This is a genomic window from Flavobacterium sp. ALD4, assembly GCF_002836475.1.
GTDB lineage: Bacteria > Bacteroidota > Bacteroidia > Flavobacteriales > Flavobacteriaceae > Flavobacterium.
In genome coordinates, this window is record NZ_PJBJ01000023.1 from 35,095 (window position 1) to 49,978 (window position 14,884).

At 34.6% G+C, this 14,884-nt stretch carries 14 protein-coding genes and 1 tRNA gene; 4 read left to right on the plus strand and 11 right to left on the minus strand.

Annotated features, from left to right (window positions below; all coding sequences use genetic code 11):
• Window positions 1-12 precede the first annotated feature (12 nt).
• Complete coding sequence (locus tag CXF59_RS02585; protein WP_101136163.1) at window positions 13-1,800, minus strand: ABC transporter ATP-binding protein; 1,788 nt, start codon at window positions 1,798-1,800, stop codon at window positions 13-15.
• A gap of 215 nt (window positions 1,801-2,015) precedes the next feature.
• Between CXF59_RS02585 and CXF59_RS02590 the strand changes: the two genes are divergently transcribed.
• Together CXF59_RS02590 and CXF59_RS15655 are read left to right on the plus strand one after the other, a co-directional pair.
• A tRNA-Val gene (locus CXF59_RS02590) sits at window positions 2,016-2,090 on the plus strand.
• A 46-nt stretch (window positions 2,091-2,136) separates the two neighbouring features.
• A complete protein-coding gene (locus CXF59_RS15655; RefSeq protein ID WP_101136164.1) occupies window positions 2,137-2,382 on the plus strand; it encodes a GIY-YIG nuclease family protein in 246 nt (81 codons plus the stop codon).
• Window positions 2,383-2,559: 177 nt separating this feature from the next.
• Here CXF59_RS15655 and CXF59_RS02600 read toward each other — a convergent pair whose 3' ends face one another.
• Both CXF59_RS02600 and CXF59_RS02605 read right to left on the minus strand, forming a co-directional pair.
• The gene (locus CXF59_RS02600) at window positions 2,560-4,728 is read right to left on the minus strand and encodes a TonB-dependent receptor domain-containing protein (RefSeq protein ID WP_101136165.1); all 2,169 of its coding nucleotides are present in this window, start codon (window positions 4,726-4,728) and stop codon (window positions 2,560-2,562) included.
• A gap of 76 nt (window positions 4,729-4,804) precedes the next feature.
• Entirely contained in the window at window positions 4,805-5,128 is a 324-nt protein-coding gene (locus CXF59_RS02605; protein WP_101136166.1) for a DUF6660 family protein, read from the minus strand.
• A 172-nt stretch (window positions 5,129-5,300) separates the two neighbouring features.
• Here CXF59_RS02605 and CXF59_RS02610 point away from each other — a divergent pair, with 172 nt between their 5' ends.
• Window positions 5,301-6,218, plus strand: a complete 918-nt coding sequence (locus CXF59_RS02610) for a bestrophin family protein (protein WP_101136167.1) — start codon at window positions 5,301-5,303, stop codon at window positions 6,216-6,218.
• Here the strand turns inward: CXF59_RS02610 and CXF59_RS02615 are convergent.
• On the minus strand, window positions 6,215-8,473 hold the full coding sequence (locus CXF59_RS02615) for an acyl-CoA dehydrogenase (RefSeq protein WP_101136168.1): 2,259 nt from the start codon (window positions 8,471-8,473) through the stop codon (window positions 6,215-6,217). The genes CXF59_RS02610 and CXF59_RS02615 overlap by 4 nt on opposite strands.
• A 197-nt stretch (window positions 8,474-8,670) precedes the next feature.
• Between CXF59_RS02615 and CXF59_RS02620 the strand changes: the two genes are divergently transcribed.
• Window positions 8,671-9,672, plus strand: a complete 1,002-nt coding sequence (locus tag CXF59_RS02620; RefSeq protein WP_101136169.1) for an LLM class flavin-dependent oxidoreductase — start codon at window positions 8,671-8,673, stop codon at window positions 9,670-9,672.
• A gap of 6 nt (window positions 9,673-9,678) precedes the next feature.
• On the opposite strand, the gene CXF59_RS02625 is transcribed toward CXF59_RS02620, so the two are convergent.
• The 7 genes from CXF59_RS02625 to CXF59_RS15610 form a co-directional block, all read right to left on the minus strand.
• Complete coding sequence (locus CXF59_RS02625) at window positions 9,679-10,611, minus strand: transglutaminase (RefSeq protein ID WP_101136170.1); 933 nt, start codon at window positions 10,609-10,611, stop codon at window positions 9,679-9,681.
• A 22-nt stretch (window positions 10,612-10,633) separates the two neighbouring features.
• Complete coding sequence (locus CXF59_RS02630; RefSeq protein WP_101136171.1) at window positions 10,634-11,485, minus strand: substrate-binding domain-containing protein; 852 nt, start codon at window positions 11,483-11,485, stop codon at window positions 10,634-10,636.
• The gene (locus CXF59_RS02635) at window positions 11,482-12,015 is read right to left on the minus strand and encodes a GNAT family N-acetyltransferase (RefSeq protein WP_101136172.1); all 534 of its coding nucleotides are present in this window, start codon (window positions 12,013-12,015) and stop codon (window positions 11,482-11,484) included. The genes CXF59_RS02630 and CXF59_RS02635 overlap by 4 nt, the downstream gene beginning before the upstream one ends.
• Window positions 12,016-12,140: 125 nt before the next feature.
• Entirely contained in the window at window positions 12,141-13,265 is a 1,125-nt protein-coding gene (locus CXF59_RS02640; RefSeq protein ID WP_101136173.1) for an SDR family oxidoreductase, read from the minus strand.
• Between the two features lie 85 nt (window positions 13,266-13,350).
• A complete protein-coding gene (locus tag CXF59_RS02645) occupies window positions 13,351-14,220 on the minus strand; it encodes a nucleoside phosphorylase (RefSeq protein WP_101136174.1) in 870 nt (289 codons plus the stop codon).
• A 121-nt stretch (window positions 14,221-14,341) separates the two neighbouring features.
• On the minus strand, window positions 14,342-14,671 hold the full coding sequence (locus CXF59_RS02650; RefSeq protein WP_101136175.1) for a translation initiation factor: 330 nt from the start codon (window positions 14,669-14,671) through the stop codon (window positions 14,342-14,344).
• 130 nt (window positions 14,672-14,801) lie between these two features.
• A complete protein-coding gene (locus CXF59_RS15610; RefSeq protein ID WP_304529135.1) occupies window positions 14,802-14,870 on the minus strand; it encodes a GxxExxY protein in 69 nt (22 codons plus the stop codon).
• Window positions 14,871-14,884: the final 14 nt, after the last annotated feature.

The following is a 14,884-nucleotide window of genomic DNA, read 5'->3' on the forward strand; positions in this document are numbered from 1 at the left end:
AGTTGTGTTTATTTAAGAATTACTGAATTGTAAATTACTCAAGTTTTTATATTTTCCATTTTCTAAAGTCATTAGTTCTTGATGCGTACCTTGTTCTGTTATTTCACCATTGTCAAGTACTAATATTTTATCGGCACTACGTATGGTCGAGAGACGGTGGGCGATAATGATACTTGTTCTTCCTTGCATCAAAATCTCCAAAGCTTCCTGTACTAATCTTTCACTTTCACTGTCTAGTGAAGATGTAGCTTCATCAAGTATCAATATGCTTGGATTTTTAAGTAGTGCTCTGGCAATCGCAATACGTTGCCTTTGACCTCCGGAGAGTTTAATTCCTCTTTCTCCCACAATGGTTTCAAATTTTTCAGGAAATCCTTCAATAAAATTAAAGGCATTCGCTTGTTTTGCTGCCAAAAGAATTTCCTCTTCTGTGGCATCAGGTTTTCCGTAAGCGATATTTTCTTTAATGGTTCCTCCAAATAAAATCACGTCCTGGGGAACAATACTCATATTACCACGAAGGTTTTCTAATTCGAAATCATAGATGTTTTTTCCGTCTATTAATATTTCACCTGAATCAATATCATAAAAACGCAATAATAACGAGGCAATAGTTGATTTCCCGGTTCCGCTAGGTCCAACAATGGCGATTTTTTGACCAAAATTTGCCGTAAAATTTACGTCCTTCAATACTTTTATTTCCTTTCTTGACGGATAACTGAAGGCTACATTTTTAAATGTAACATTTCCTCTTATTTTTTCAAGCGAAGAAGCATTTTGCTTTGAGTTGATTTTTTCCGGAGTTTCCTCCAATAATTCAAAAACACGCTCCGTAGCTCCAATAGCTTTTTGGATTTGGGCATACAATTCGGCAATTCCTCCAAAAGAAGCTCCTACAAACGTAGAATACAGTACAAATGAGATCAATTGTCCCACACTCATTTCTCCACTAATGCTCAATCGAACACCAAACCAAACTACGGCTACGATGGCTCCAAAAAGACAAAAGATGATAAAGGAAGCAAAGTACCCTCTGTATTTCCCGCCTTTGATGGCTAACTTCACCACTTCTTTTATTTTTCCGTCATAACGGGCAATTTCATACCATTCATTTGCGAAAGCCTTCACGATACTAATTCCCTGCATCGTTTCCTCAACGATAACTTGACTTTCTGCTACCTGATCCTGAACACTTTTTGAAAATTTTCGAATAAACCGACCAAAAACAACCGCTGCCACAGCTACTAATGGAACGACTGATAACATTAATAAAGTTAACTTGATGCTTTCGGTTGCCAATAGTGCCACTCCACCTACAATTAAAATTAGTTGTCTTAAGAATTCAGCAATGGTAGAAGTTAAAGTATCCTGAATCTGTGTAATGTCTGAACTGATTCTACTGTTTAGTTCACCAACACGCTTTTGCGAAAAGAAAGACATGGGCAGCTTCACTAGGTTGCTGTATAAGGATAGTCTAAGATTGGCCAATGTATGTTCCGTAAAATTAATAAACATTGATAATCTAAAAAACGAAAAAATGGATTGCATAAAAAGAATACCAATCAGCATTAAAGCAATATTATTGGCATCAGTGTAACTTTTATTCTTTACACTGTCAATTAACATTCCCATCAATTTAGGAAAAGCCAAAGCCGTGGCTCCAGTAAATAATAAAAAAACTAATCCTACATAAAACTTCCAACGATGATTTTCTGCATATTTGAATATAAGAGTTGCTTTATTGAGAGAACTTGCAGTAATTTTTGATTTAGGTAAATCATTTTCTTTGAACCTTGCCATTATTTGCTGTTTATGATGCAAATGTAATACTATAGTGATTCATTACAAAAAAATAGTGACTATGAGTATTTCTATTAACTCGCTGTCTTGCAGTACGAAAGGGATTAGGGCAAAATTATTATTAATTTATTTTTATTTTTTGCTTGTAAATACAAATTCTAAATGTATATTTGCACCAGCGAAAACGGATGAGAGATTATTCGAATTGCAAATTAGGGCAATTAGCTCAGCTGGTTCAGAGCACCTCGTTTACACCGAGGGGGTCGGGGGTTCGAACCCCTCATTGCCCACAAAACTTCTCAAGAAATTGAGAAGTTTTTTTTTGTAACGTATTTTATGGAATTTATAGTTTACATTCTTTTTAGCGAAACAAAAAATCGATATTATACTGGTTTCACAGCTAATTTAGAAGAACGAATAATTCGATATAATCACAAGAGCAAAGATTTTACAGCTAATGTAAATGACTGTAAGGTGTTATATATTGAAAAGCACGATACAAAACAACAAGCTAGTCACAGGGAAGCACAAATTAAATCTTGGAAAAGTAAAATTAAAATACTGGAATTAATTTCAAAATAAGATTATCTCTGCTTCTTCGGAGCATTCCGATGACATCGAAAGAGGTCGGGGGGCGAACCCCTCAGTACCCAAAGAAAACTCCATTATTTATAATGGAGTTTTTCTATTTTATACTAACACCGTATGATTTTTTTAAGGATCAATCCCAAAAATATCGAGGTTAATGATTTATGAATTTTAAATTTTTATTTTAATTCCCGCATTTACTACAAATCCGTCTAATGGAGCATAGATGTCTTTGAAAACAGGATTTGAAATTGTTCCGGTGTATATACTACCAAATTTGGTTTGTCTTGTATCTGTATAGTTTTCAAAATTGCAATAAACTGAAAAATTCTCCCATAACTTTTCGATCATTAAACCGAAAATCCAATACTCTCTTGCTGTAGTGCCATTGTTTAATTTTTGTGGGCTATAATAATATCCTTCTAATCCTACTTTCCATTGATCTTCTACTTCATACATCAAAACATTATTTAAACGGTGTTTAGACGTTAATGGATTTTCAGATTTTATACCAGAATCATCTATCGATGCATTGGTGTAGGTGTAACCAAGAAATAATTTAAAATCCTTATATCCCAATTTTACATTTGTTTCTGTTCCTTTTGTATTTAAATAACCGTCAATGTTGACGAACTGATAGCTGTCATCCGAAAAAGGGGTTAATACAAGTGGATTGTCAACATTAGTAAAAAAGAATAACTGATTGACAGATAATGATATATCATTAGTTATATAAGTCTTATAATTAATATCGAAATTCACGCCATAACTCTTTTCTAGGGTATTAAAATCGCTATCTATAGGGCGTACATTTTGGTATTGAATTCGTTCGCTTTCTTCAGTAAATATGGTTGGTGTTTTATAACCCAATCCTCCACCAATTCTAGAAGTAAGTTGATTATTGATTTTAAATAAACCTGAAACTCGTGGTAAAAGAGAAAAGCCATAATCAACAACATAATCACCTCTAAGCCCTGTTTCTATATCCAGCCAATGGTTCGCTTTTATAGTGTTTTGGACAAAAGCGCCGTACGTTATTTGATTGTAATCTCGCAAAGGAAAAGTAGTGTTACCGTCTTCTTTAAAATTATCAGTATATAAGTTAGCTCCCGCAACCCATTCAGAGATTACGCTCTTATAAGAATAGGCAAGTTCTGAAAACGTACTGTTCTGCAACCCGTCAAAAATATAATCTGGAATAGTAACGACACGGTTAAAATTGTTAAAGCTATTTTTGAATATTACTGATGCATTTTCATTGAATTTATGTGTAATAGTGAACTGCGTGCTTATTCTTTGTGTTTTATTCTTTTCAAAATAACTGTTTGGATAGCTACTTTCATCTTTGATATAATCTATGTTTCCACCAATTCGATTTTCAAATACCGTATTGATACCAAAGTCAAGATTTGTATTCTCATTAAAGTAGACAAATAATTTTGGATTAAAATTAAAACGTTCAAACTTGGGGATAGCAGTAAGCTTAATATCCGCAGGATCATAAGGAGCGTTTCGATCATGTGATGCAAAAACGGTCAATCCAATTTTATTGAATCTTTGCGAATAAAACCCATTAATATCCAATCCAAGAGCAGAAGTTCCATTAAGTAGAAAGCGTAATTCTCTTTCTTCTGATGGGGTTTTAGAAATAAGATTAACTAAACCGGCAATTGCTCCACCACCATATAAAGTAGAAGCGGATCCTTTAATTATTTCCACTTGTTTCAAATCTAAAGGTGGTGTTTGTAGTAATCCCAGCCCGCTTGAAGCTCCAGAAAAAACAGGAAAACCATCTTTTAATATTTGAGTGTATCTTCCGTCTAATCCTTGAATTCTAATAGATGAATTTCCTGAAGTGGCAGATGTTTGCTGCGTTTGTATACCGGTACTTTCATTTAGCATCATTCGGATATCGCCTGGCTTCATGTTTGCTTTTTCTTCTAATTCTTCTCCAGCTATAAATTCCACTCTACTAGGAATGTTACTAATACTTCTGGTTCCTCTGGTTGAAGTGATAACAATTTCATCCATTTCTTCAGCTTCACTTTGTAACAAAACTTCTAAAAATTCGCCAACAAAAGGTATTGTAAACGATGCAATGTGTTTGCTATAGTCTTCAATAGAGAAAGATACTGTATAAATACCTTCTGGAAGGTTTTTAAAAATAACAACTCCATTTGCATCAGATGTAGATACTAAATTCGTTTTCTCAATTTTAGCTGTGACAGCATTTACAGGCTGATTAGTTTCAGCATCTTTAATATGGACTTTGATTGTATTCTGTGCTTGTGCAGTGCTAATAGTTGCTATAGCCACAATCAATAAAATATATTTAAACATTTAAATTTTCTTAATATTAATAAACATAACGAATTTGCCTAATCTCAAAATCAAGCAAGTAAAAAACTGTTTTACACTAAGTGCTTTTAGGCGGTTGCCAAACATTACAAATGAAAGAAGAATATACAAATTTATCATACGATAATGGTTGTACTATTTCATCCGTAGAAAAATCTAATTTTTCACTGATAGCTGTGAAACTGAAGCTTATTGCGAAACCAATGCAGCTGCCACAAGAATAAAAGGGAGAACACTTTCCGTTGCAGTCATTACCGCAATCATCAGAATCATTTTCACAATTTTTCTCTACACCACATTCTGATTGTTTAGCATATGCAGAGCAAGGCACTGTTGAAAGAAACAGCACAATAAACGATAAAATTGTTACCCATATTTTCACGTTGCAAAATTAAAGATAATATTTACGATTAACTTATGATGTTACAATTTTCTTTTAATCTTACATAAAATGATTTTCAAGTAGAACACAGCTTAAAAAGATCATAAAGACTATACTTTGCTTTCTAAGAAAACTTCATTCTTAAACTCCCAAAAAGCATTAAGTTTGCGTTATGATCACTAAGAAAAAAACAAACTGGTTCAGGATGCTCTTTGAGTGGAATGGATCCGTGCTTCCTCAACTTTTGCCGCGTTTATTTATCCTCTTTGGCTATTCTATGTTAATCGTCTATTTTAGAGATGATTTACTTAATCATAATATCTATATCAATCCTGCAATTTTCACTCTTTTCGGAATTGCCCTCGCGATATTTTTAGGGTTCAGGAACACCGTAAGTTATGATCGGTTTTGGGAAGGAAGGAAATTATGGGGTGCATTATTAAATGATACGCGCTCTTTAGCCAGGCAGGCGCACACGCTCGTTGAAGGAAATGACTATAATAAGGAACGAACTCATTTTATTAATCTGTTAACTGCTTTAGTCCATGCGTTAAAACACCAGCTGAGACAAACTGACGCTGATGGTGATTTAAAAAGACTACTACCTGATTCAGATGGTAATAAATTTAAAACTGCTGTTTTTAAACCAATCATGATTTTGAAAGAACTGGGTGTTTGGGTTAACAAAGCGAAACTTTCCGGGAGGATAGATTCGATCACCCAAGCCAATTTTGATGTAAATTTGAATAAACTGTCAGATATCATAGGTGGCTGCGAAAGAATCACCAGTACGCCAATTCCTTATACGTACAACATCTTATTGCACCGTACAGTCTATATTTATTGCTTTTTACTTCCTTTTGGTTTTGTTGAATCAACAGTTTGGATAACACCTTTTGTAATTGTTTTTATCGCTTATACTTTTGTTGCTTTAGAAGCAATTGCAGATGAACTAGAGGATCCCTTTGGTGTTGAACCTAATGATTTAGCCTTAGACGCTATGTCTGCTATGATTGAAAGTACGCTATTGGAAATTGATAATAAACATATTGAACCTAGTAAAAGCGCTAACGGGTACTATATCACTTAGAATGCAATTGGCGCGGCAAGACAACTGTCAGGAATATTAAATGCTTTTACCAAAGAAACAGCGTCCGGTCTAATTTCCCAGCATAGCTGATTGACCATCTTGCGTATGGCTTTTGTTTTTACCGCTTCCATATAACCATCTTCCAGATACCATCCTTTATTTTTTTCAATCTGTGAAAGTGCATACAATTGATATAATTTCAACATAACTTCCTTGCTATTTTTGTCTTCAATGGCTTGTATGGATTCTTGAAACTGCTCTAATACAACTCGTTCGAGATAAGCCTGAGCGACGTCAATCATTTGATGCTGCACAATATTAAACGCATCATAAGGATCAAGTCCGCTATCAATCAGTTTTTTTATTCGCTTTGCTGCAGACGCCAAAGTCGTTTTTTCTCTATATTGAAAAGCATGTAAATGAAACTCCTCATCAATTAAATGCGAATCATCCGTTTTTCTGGTTACTATTGGATTCTTTTCAGAAATAGCAGTTTTGGCATTCTCATAAACATAATTAATCATTCCCATTGCATCCATTTTTCCAAATGATTTTCGGAATTCTGATAAACGATTTTTAGCAACCAATTGCATTAATACAGTATTGTCACCTTCAAAAGTAGTATAGATTTCGGTATCATTTTTTAAAGCATCAATACGATTTTCGGATAAATAACCCTTTCCACCAATAGCCTCGCGACATTCCTGTAAAACAGCAGTTGTACTCCAAGTAGAGTAGGCCTTCATACCCGCAGCAAGAGCTTCAATTTCCTGCATTTCAGATTCGTTTTTATCAATGAATCGATTCGTAACGTATTGTAAAGCAAAATGGATTGCATATGTTTTTGCCAGTAACGGAAGGAGTCTGCGTTGATGGATACGGTAATTTAATATTGGAACTTCTAATCCGCCTTCTGGCCCAAATTGTCTGCGCCCGTCGCTATATTTAATCGCAATAGTTAATCCGGATTTGGCTGCAGCCAAAGCAGATCTAGGAATCCCAATTCTGCCACCAACTAAAGTTCCTAGCATGGTAAAAAAACGTCTGTTATCACTTGGTATTGGGCTTTCGAATTCTCCCTTTTCATTTATCGAGGCAAAGCGATCTAGCATATTTTCTTTTGGGATCACTACATTTTCAAAACGAATTGTACCATTATCAACTCCATTAAGACCCATCTTAAGTCCGCAGTCGCCAATAGTAATGCCAGTTAGAATTTTACTATTGATATCACGTAGCGGAACGATAAATGCATTAACACCATAATCAGTTTCACCAATAATTAATTTAGCAAAAACCGTTGCCATTTGTCCGTGTACAGCAGCGTTACCAATGTATTCTTTTTGTGCCTTTTCATGCGGTGTATGAACAGTAAATGTTTGGTCTCTATGATTATAGGTCGCCGTTGTTTCCATTCCTTTGACATTCGAACCGTGATTCGTTTCTGTCATTGCAAAACAGCCAGGGAGTTTTAGTGAGCCAATATCTTTTAAGTACTTACTGTAATGTTTTTCAGTGCCAAGGGATTGAACGCTCATTCCCCAGAGTCCAAATTGTACGCCAAACTTGATTACTAAGCTTAGATCATGGTAACTCAAGGTTTCCATGATTGCAAAATAATCTTGAATGTTTCCGCCACCGCCATATTGTTTTGGATAGCCCATATTACCTAGATTTTCATCTGCGAGGATTTTACACCAATCATAGACTTTTTCACGATAAACGGCAGTGTCCGTTGAAATTTCATAAGCAAACTCAGGACGGCTGATAACAGATTTTACTTTTTTAATAATTTCGGCTTGTTTTCCGTCCAGAATTTTAGTCAGTTTTTCTATTTCAAATCTATTGCTAGTCTGATAATTTGAAGTAAAGGTAGTTTCATTTTTTTTGAAATCGCCCATTGCTTCTTCACCTGAAAGACCTAAATCATTTTCGAGTTGTAAAAAAGCAGGTCCAAGATCGTTGATAGTTTTATCATTTTCAGAAAGTAAAATTGAAATATCAAAAAGGGATCTGATTAAATGGTTTTTCTGAAGAATAATTTCAATTTCAGATTTCCAATCAGCCACGACTTCTCTAGATGGAGGTGATGAGACAGCAATTTTTGAAAGAAGAAATTCCTGTTCCTCTTTCGAAAGCCAGTTCTGGGAAACGATAAACTTTTGTAATGTCAAGAATTCTTTTTGGCTCAAGAGATCATCAGACCATACAAGATAAAAAAGAGGGATAAAGGCTTTGAGTTTAGAATTTTCCATAATGAATTTGAATTACGTTTTTAAACTTATTCAAGATAGCGAAATTTAACGATTGAAAATGAAAACTAAAAAGAAAATAGATGACTTTCAAAAAACTTGAGTTCAACATATCCTTTTTAACTTCCTATTAGTATTTCATTGTGTCAATACAAATAATACAATCCTTACTTTTGTGGATAGAAGAATAAAATAAATCCATGAATAAAAATAACCTCTCCCAAACAAAAATATCAGTTTTAGACCTCGCAATAGTAAGGGAAGGAGGTACGACTTCTGATACTTTTAAAAACAGTCTAGATATTGCCCAAAATGTTGAAAAATGGGGGTATAACCGATTTTGGTTAGCAGAACATCATAATATGCCAGGAATTGCCAGTAGCGCTACTTCTATATTAATTGGACATATTGCTTCAGGAACAACTACTTTAAGAGTAGGTTCAGGAGGTATTATGCTGCCTAATCACGCGCCGCTAATCGTAGCAGAACAATTTGGAACACTAGCCACACTTTTTCCTGACCGAATTGATTTAGGATTGGGTCGTGCTCCCGGAACAGATCAATTTACGGCAGCAGCCTTGAAAAGAGATCAACATGCGGCCATGGAATTTCCGGCTAACGTGGAAGAATTACAATTGTATTTTTCAGAAGGGAATAAAAAAGGACGTGTTCGCGCTATTCCTGGCGAAGGAGTAGATATCCCAATCTGGATTTTAGGCTCCAGTACCGACAGTGCTTATTTAGCAGCCGCTAAAGGATTGCCCTACGCATTTGCAAGTCACTTTGCCCCAGCCCAATTAATGACCGCAATAGCGATATATCGAAATAATTTTCAACCTTCAGAGCAATTAAAGGAACCTTATGTTATTGCTTGCGTCAATGTAATTGCAGCCGATTCTGATCAAGAGGCGGAGCGATTAGCGACTTCTTTTAAGAGATTGTTCCTCGGAATTATAACCGGAAACAGACAGCAGCTTAAAGAAGCGGTTGATCCAGGGGAAGGTTTTATGGATCCAATGGAAGAAGCAGCATTGCAACAAATGATTGCCTACACCTTCATAGGAGGACCTGAAAAAGTAAAAAGAGAACTAGATTATTTTCTTGAAAAAACTAAAGTCGATGAATTGATGGTGGCCACTGCTATTTATGAGCATGAAGCCAGACGTCATTCCTATGAAATCTTGGGACAATTAAAAATCTAGTAACACTTAATAAAGCGTTAAGGCACCCAGAATTTCTTCTGACATGAAAGGACCTCCTGGGTATTTAGCGGTATAATCAAGGTTAAGCCAAACTTGACCACGTTCATCGATATGATAATGTAATTGCTTTTTGTAGCTTTCCTTTTCAAAAAGTACATTTTTAATCAAATAATTGACTGTTTCCAGATCATTTAAGGTACCTATTAGAATTTCAGGGTATACGTGTCCTTTAGTATGAATAAGTCGGGGAGTTCCTCCAATGGCTCGCACAGCAGCAGCCATCAAAATGGAATGGTCATCACAATCTCCCGAAAAATAGTTCAATGACTCACTGGCAGTTGCTATATAGTCCCCGTCTTTTGGGTCACTTACATAGTTCCAACGACTGTTTATTTCTTTAAAAACGGCAAAACATTGAATTATGGTTCTATAATCAGAGTAGCCTTTTATGTTTTTGAAGTGTTCTGAAGTCGCCATAACAGCAAAATTCCTGACTCTGGGATTTTGATATTCAATGGCATTGATAATTTTAGATTTATTAGGAAACGGCAACAGTTTAGCAATGATTATATCTTCCGGGTTTGGGTTATCTGACATGGTATATAACATCGAATCATAATCCTCATAAACACTGTTGAATCCATAATTTCCTGACGCTGTACCATAAAATAAAACTAAAATATATAAGAAGATGCATGCAATAATAATAGTTCTTAAAAGCCTTAACACCAACTGTATTGCCACGATTATAAGTAAGAAAAGGAATATTCTGTCAATATTGAAAAACCAGTTCAATTCTATTAAATTCTGATGGGCTATTATGAAAAGAGGAATCGCAATTAAAATATTCATGACAAAAATAATAACATCATCCCAAGGTTTTTTCACCTTAAGTTTCTGTATACTTTTATTAAAAGAAATATTTTTAATGTTTACCATAGTTCCCCCAAAAAATCAAAAACTAGATTAGTTTTACAATTTTATCAAAAGTACCTTTTTTATCAATGATTTTAAGTTGAAACAGTTGATTTTGAACATTGTTTAACATTTCAATTGTTAATGGTTTTTCTGACCATTCCGTTAATGCTAACCATTCTTGAATATCTTCAGTTTTTTGGTTGTAATTACCGGCCAGTATTTTGTCAATATTTGGAATGTCTTTGAAGTTTTTGGTCGTTTTATTTATACTGCTCAATATGTTTTTAATCGTCTCAGGGTATTTTTCTAAGATTTCGTCACGTACAGCAATCACAAAACAGGCCCAAGGAGTAGGGCAATCGCCAATTCTTCTAAATATTCCTTTATCTACCAGTGGTTTAGTCATAAAACGTTCCCACATGAAATAATCGACACTGCCATTGCTCAAGGCTTCAACAGCCCCGTCTATGGTGTTTACAATTTCAAACTGAAGGTTGTCTGTTTTCCAACCTTGATTATTTGCATTTACGTAAGCCATTAATTGAGAACCGGAACCCAAACGGGAAATAGCCACTTTAGTGTTTTCTAAATCGGAAAGAGTTTTATATTTAGACTTGGCTGCTACATGAATGCCCCAAATTAAGGGGGATTGTACATAAACCTGAACAATTTTACTCGGGTTTCCGGCAACGATATCTTTGACGATACCTTCCGTAAGTATTACCGCAATGTCAGTCTCTCCATCACGTAGCATCTGGCACATTTTTCCAGTCCCCTCAGGAACATCGGTCCATTGTAAATCAATGTTATTTGCGTTAAAATCGCCTTCTTCGATGGATAAGTGCCAAGGTAAATTGAAATGTTCCGGTACTCCGGCAATTTTTATTGTTTTCATTTTAGATAGTCTATTTTGTCTAATTCATACCAAACGCACGGAATGCTATCATGATTGTATTCAGAAACCAATCGTAATCCTATTTTTTCCAAAATTCTTCTGGAGCCAACGTTTTCAATATGTGCGGATGCATAAATAATTGCAAGATTCATTTTAATAAAACCATAATGCAGCCAAGCTTTTGCAGCTTCATAACCATATCCTTTACCCCAAAATTCTTCTCTTAATCGGTATCCAATTTCATAGAAATTGAGGTGATTATTTTCCGGTTCCTTGATGAACTTTAATCCCGCCCAACCAATAAATTCATTTGTTTCCTTAAGTATTATAGCATAACGACCAATTGCATTTTGAATATATTGAATCTGGAGACTTTCTATATAATTCATTGATTGTTCAATAGATTCAACAGGATTGTTTCCCAAATAGCGATGTACATTAGGATTTGAATCCAAAAGAAACATTCTTTCGGCATCCGAAGTGACTATCGCTCTTAGAATTAAACGTTCGGTTTCAATCATTATTTTCATATTACAATGAATTATTATTTTTACCACGATAACTCTCCGCTTCAGGAGAATTTAGTTATATTAAGTACCAGAGCATTAAACTGGAATCACGTAGTTAATAAAAGACTTAAAATAGGTTCTTAAAATTACACATTAATATCTTTAAAATTATTTAGTTTGGCGTACCGAATCATATTGGTAAACGCCTCATTATCAATTTTTGGTATTTCCAGAATAGAATTTAATAAAGTCGTATCATATTCATTGGGAGCAGTTATGAAATAGGGTTTTAGATGTTTGCCAATACTTTCATAATACAATTTTTCGATGGTATTTTTATATTCAAAATCCACCATGTTTTTGATTAAAGTGAAGTTCGTATATCCTACTTCTTTCATGATTAATTGTAATCCTTTGGAAAATTTAAAGCTTTTGTCATTCACAATGTTGAGTTGAAGAATGTCATTTCTTTGAAAAGTTTTGACGATAACTTTGGCAACGTAATCTACGGGAATAATATTCAATCCTGTATCTTCATTAATTATAAAACGTACATTTTCCTGTTCATTTCGTCTTTGTGCGGTAAAATGAAAAAATTTCGCCAAAAGATAAAAGACCATATATTTAGAAATGAAATAGTTGTTCTCTTCGCTAAGCATTTTTCCGCCGATGACACTTGGACGTAAAATTTGATATGGTAACCCTATCGCTTTACATTGATCTGCGATAAAGTTTTCTGAATGAAATTTGGCATTTTCATAGGCATTTCGATGCTCCGGAATAAAATCTAGATTATGAAAATCATTGTCAATAAGCCCTTTTCTTTCGCCTGAAGAGAAAGCAGTACCTATATAAATAAATTTTTTTATGAAGGGATGGAATAGATTAAAAATATTTTTTGTAACCGTAGTGTTCTCATCGAAAATTTTATCCTGATGAACTTCATCGGTAGATAAATTAACGTAACCCGCAGAATGGATGAAATACGCTCCTTTAATATTATCTGAAAAATCCACATGGATGGAAGCCAAATCCGTATCAATGACCTCTAAATATTCGTGTAGTTTTGTTATTCCTTTGTCTCGCAGAATTTTAGGGGTGTAGTTACTTGATAATAATTCGTTTATTCTATCTACCGCCGCTATTTTCCCTTTATTTCGGGCAATTAGGAAAAGTTTTCCTTCTATTTTAGTATTGATGAAAAGCTCCAAAATTTCATACATAATATGAGACCCTAAAACTCCTGTAGCACCTGTAAGTATTATTTTCATTATCGTTTTGTTCTAAAAACAAATGTAGTTTTAAAAAATTTAATGAAGAACTTTTTAAAACTACAAATAGGATAATTTGAAGGTATTAATTTTTAGCTAATTTATCTAAGGTGTAGGCAATCAATTCATCCACTGCTTTATAAGGATCAGCGCTAAAAGTTCCAGAGGCACGATTGGCGATAATGGCATTTAGCGATAAGGCATTATGGCCTAAGAGGGCCGAAAGACCATATATTGCAGCAGTTTCCATTTCTAGATTGGTAATTATGTTATCTTCAAATTTAAAATTATCCATTTTAGAATTCAAATTCTCATCTTGGATATTCAAACGCAATACACGACCTTGAGGTCCGTAAAAACCACCGGCAGTTGCCGTAATTCCTTTATGCATCTTGTTACTTTCTATTACTGTTTCCAGTTTTTCTGAACAGGCAATTACGTAAGGCTTTCCTTTGCGCACATCCCAATTGGTATGTTTCACAAAAGCATCTTCCATCGCTAAGTTTGACACTTCATCAATAAGATAGGAGCGAAGCATGTTATCCAAGCCTAAGCCGAATTTAGCCATCACAAAACTATCGACGGGAATATCAGCCTGTAAAGAGCCAGAGGTTCCAATTCGGATGATATTTAACGAAGTCAGCTTTTCTTTTCGTTTGCGAGTTTCTAAATCAATATTTACCAAGGCATCCAATTCATTGATTACGATATCAATATTGTCAGGACCTATTCCTGTTGACATTACTGTAATTCTTTTGCCTTTGAAAATTCCCGTTTGGGTTTTGAATTCTCTTTTCTGAGTCGAAAATTCGATGCTGTCAAAAAATTGTGTGATTTTTTCCACACGGTTTTGATCGCCCACAAAGATAATGTCGTGAGCAATATGTTCCGGTTTTAGATTTAAGTGATAAACACTTCCATCTGGGTTTAATATTAATTCTGACGATTGTATCATATGTTTTTATGTTTTTTCCTCACCCCAACGCTCTCCAATGAGAGAGAGTCAGTATCGGATTTAGATTGCAATTTTATTTATATTGTTTTGGGTTCTTGCCTCCGGGGAAGCTAGGAGGAGATTATCCGCCCACGCGTTTTACTTTGAAGCCTTTAAGCTTTAATATTTCCATAATCTTATCGCGGTAATCTCCTTGAATGATAATGGAATCATCTTTAAAAGTCCCGCCAACGCTTAACTTGGTTTTAATTTCTTTGGCAAGAATTTTAAAATCGGCGTCTGAGCCTTCGTAACCTTCAATAATGGTAGTGACTTTTCCTTTTCTTTTTTCGAATTTGCAAATCATAGGCTCTTTTTGAACGTATAATTCATGAGGTGCCTCTTCCTTTGCTTCTTCGGGAGCCGGTTCGTGATCTGGAAACAGATTTTTTAATTGGTCTTGTAAGTCCATGTAATATTTTTTTTATTGAATGCTGATTGATGTGAGTCTTTTAAATTAGCATTTTATGTTTTATTTTTGAATGCGGATGATGCGGATTGAAAACAGATGGTCACGGATTTTTTTTATATACCTTTCTCATCTATTCAGGCTTTTTACCGAAATTTAAAAGTAGTCCTACTTCGCAATGAGTGGCTTTTAAATAATTGATTAATTAAAATTCAT

Coding starts and splice junctions, on each gene's coding strand:
- CXF59_RS02615 (WP_101136168.1), bottom strand. CDS start 8,473: ATGGAAAATTCTAAACTCAAAGCCTTTATCCCTCTTTTTTATCTTGTA.
- CXF59_RS02610 (WP_101136167.1), top strand. CDS start 5,301: ATGATCACTAAGAAAAAAACAAACTGGTTCAGGATGCTCTTTGAGTGG.
- CXF59_RS02585 (WP_101136163.1), bottom strand. CDS start 1,800: ATGGCAAGGTTCAAAGAAAATGATTTACCTAAATCAAAAATTACTGCA.
- CXF59_RS02635 (WP_101136172.1), bottom strand. CDS start 12,015: ATGAAAATAATGATTGAAACCGAACGTTTAATTCTAAGAGCGATAGTC.
- CXF59_RS02650 (WP_101136175.1), bottom strand. CDS start 14,671: ATGGACTTACAAGACCAATTAAAAAATCTGTTTCCAGATCACGAACCG.
- CXF59_RS02620 (WP_101136169.1), top strand. CDS start 8,671: ATGAATAAAAATAACCTCTCCCAAACAAAAATATCAGTTTTAGACCTC.
- CXF59_RS02640 (WP_101136173.1), bottom strand. CDS start 13,265: ATGAAAATAATACTTACAGGTGCTACAGGAGTTTTAGGGTCTCATATT.
- CXF59_RS02625 (WP_101136170.1), bottom strand. CDS start 10,611: ATGGTAAACATTAAAAATATTTCTTTTAATAAAAGTATACAGAAACTT.
- CXF59_RS02600 (WP_101136165.1), bottom strand. CDS start 4,728: ATGTTTAAATATATTTTATTGATTGTGGCTATAGCAACTATTAGCACT.
- CXF59_RS02645 (WP_101136174.1), bottom strand. CDS start 14,220: ATGATACAATCGTCAGAATTAATATTAAACCCAGATGGAAGTGTTTAT.
- CXF59_RS15655 (WP_101136164.1), top strand. CDS start 2,137: ATGGAATTTATAGTTTACATTCTTTTTAGCGAAACAAAAAATCGATAT.
- CXF59_RS02630 (WP_101136171.1), bottom strand. CDS start 11,485: ATGAAAACAATAAAAATTGCCGGAGTACCGGAACATTTCAATTTACCT.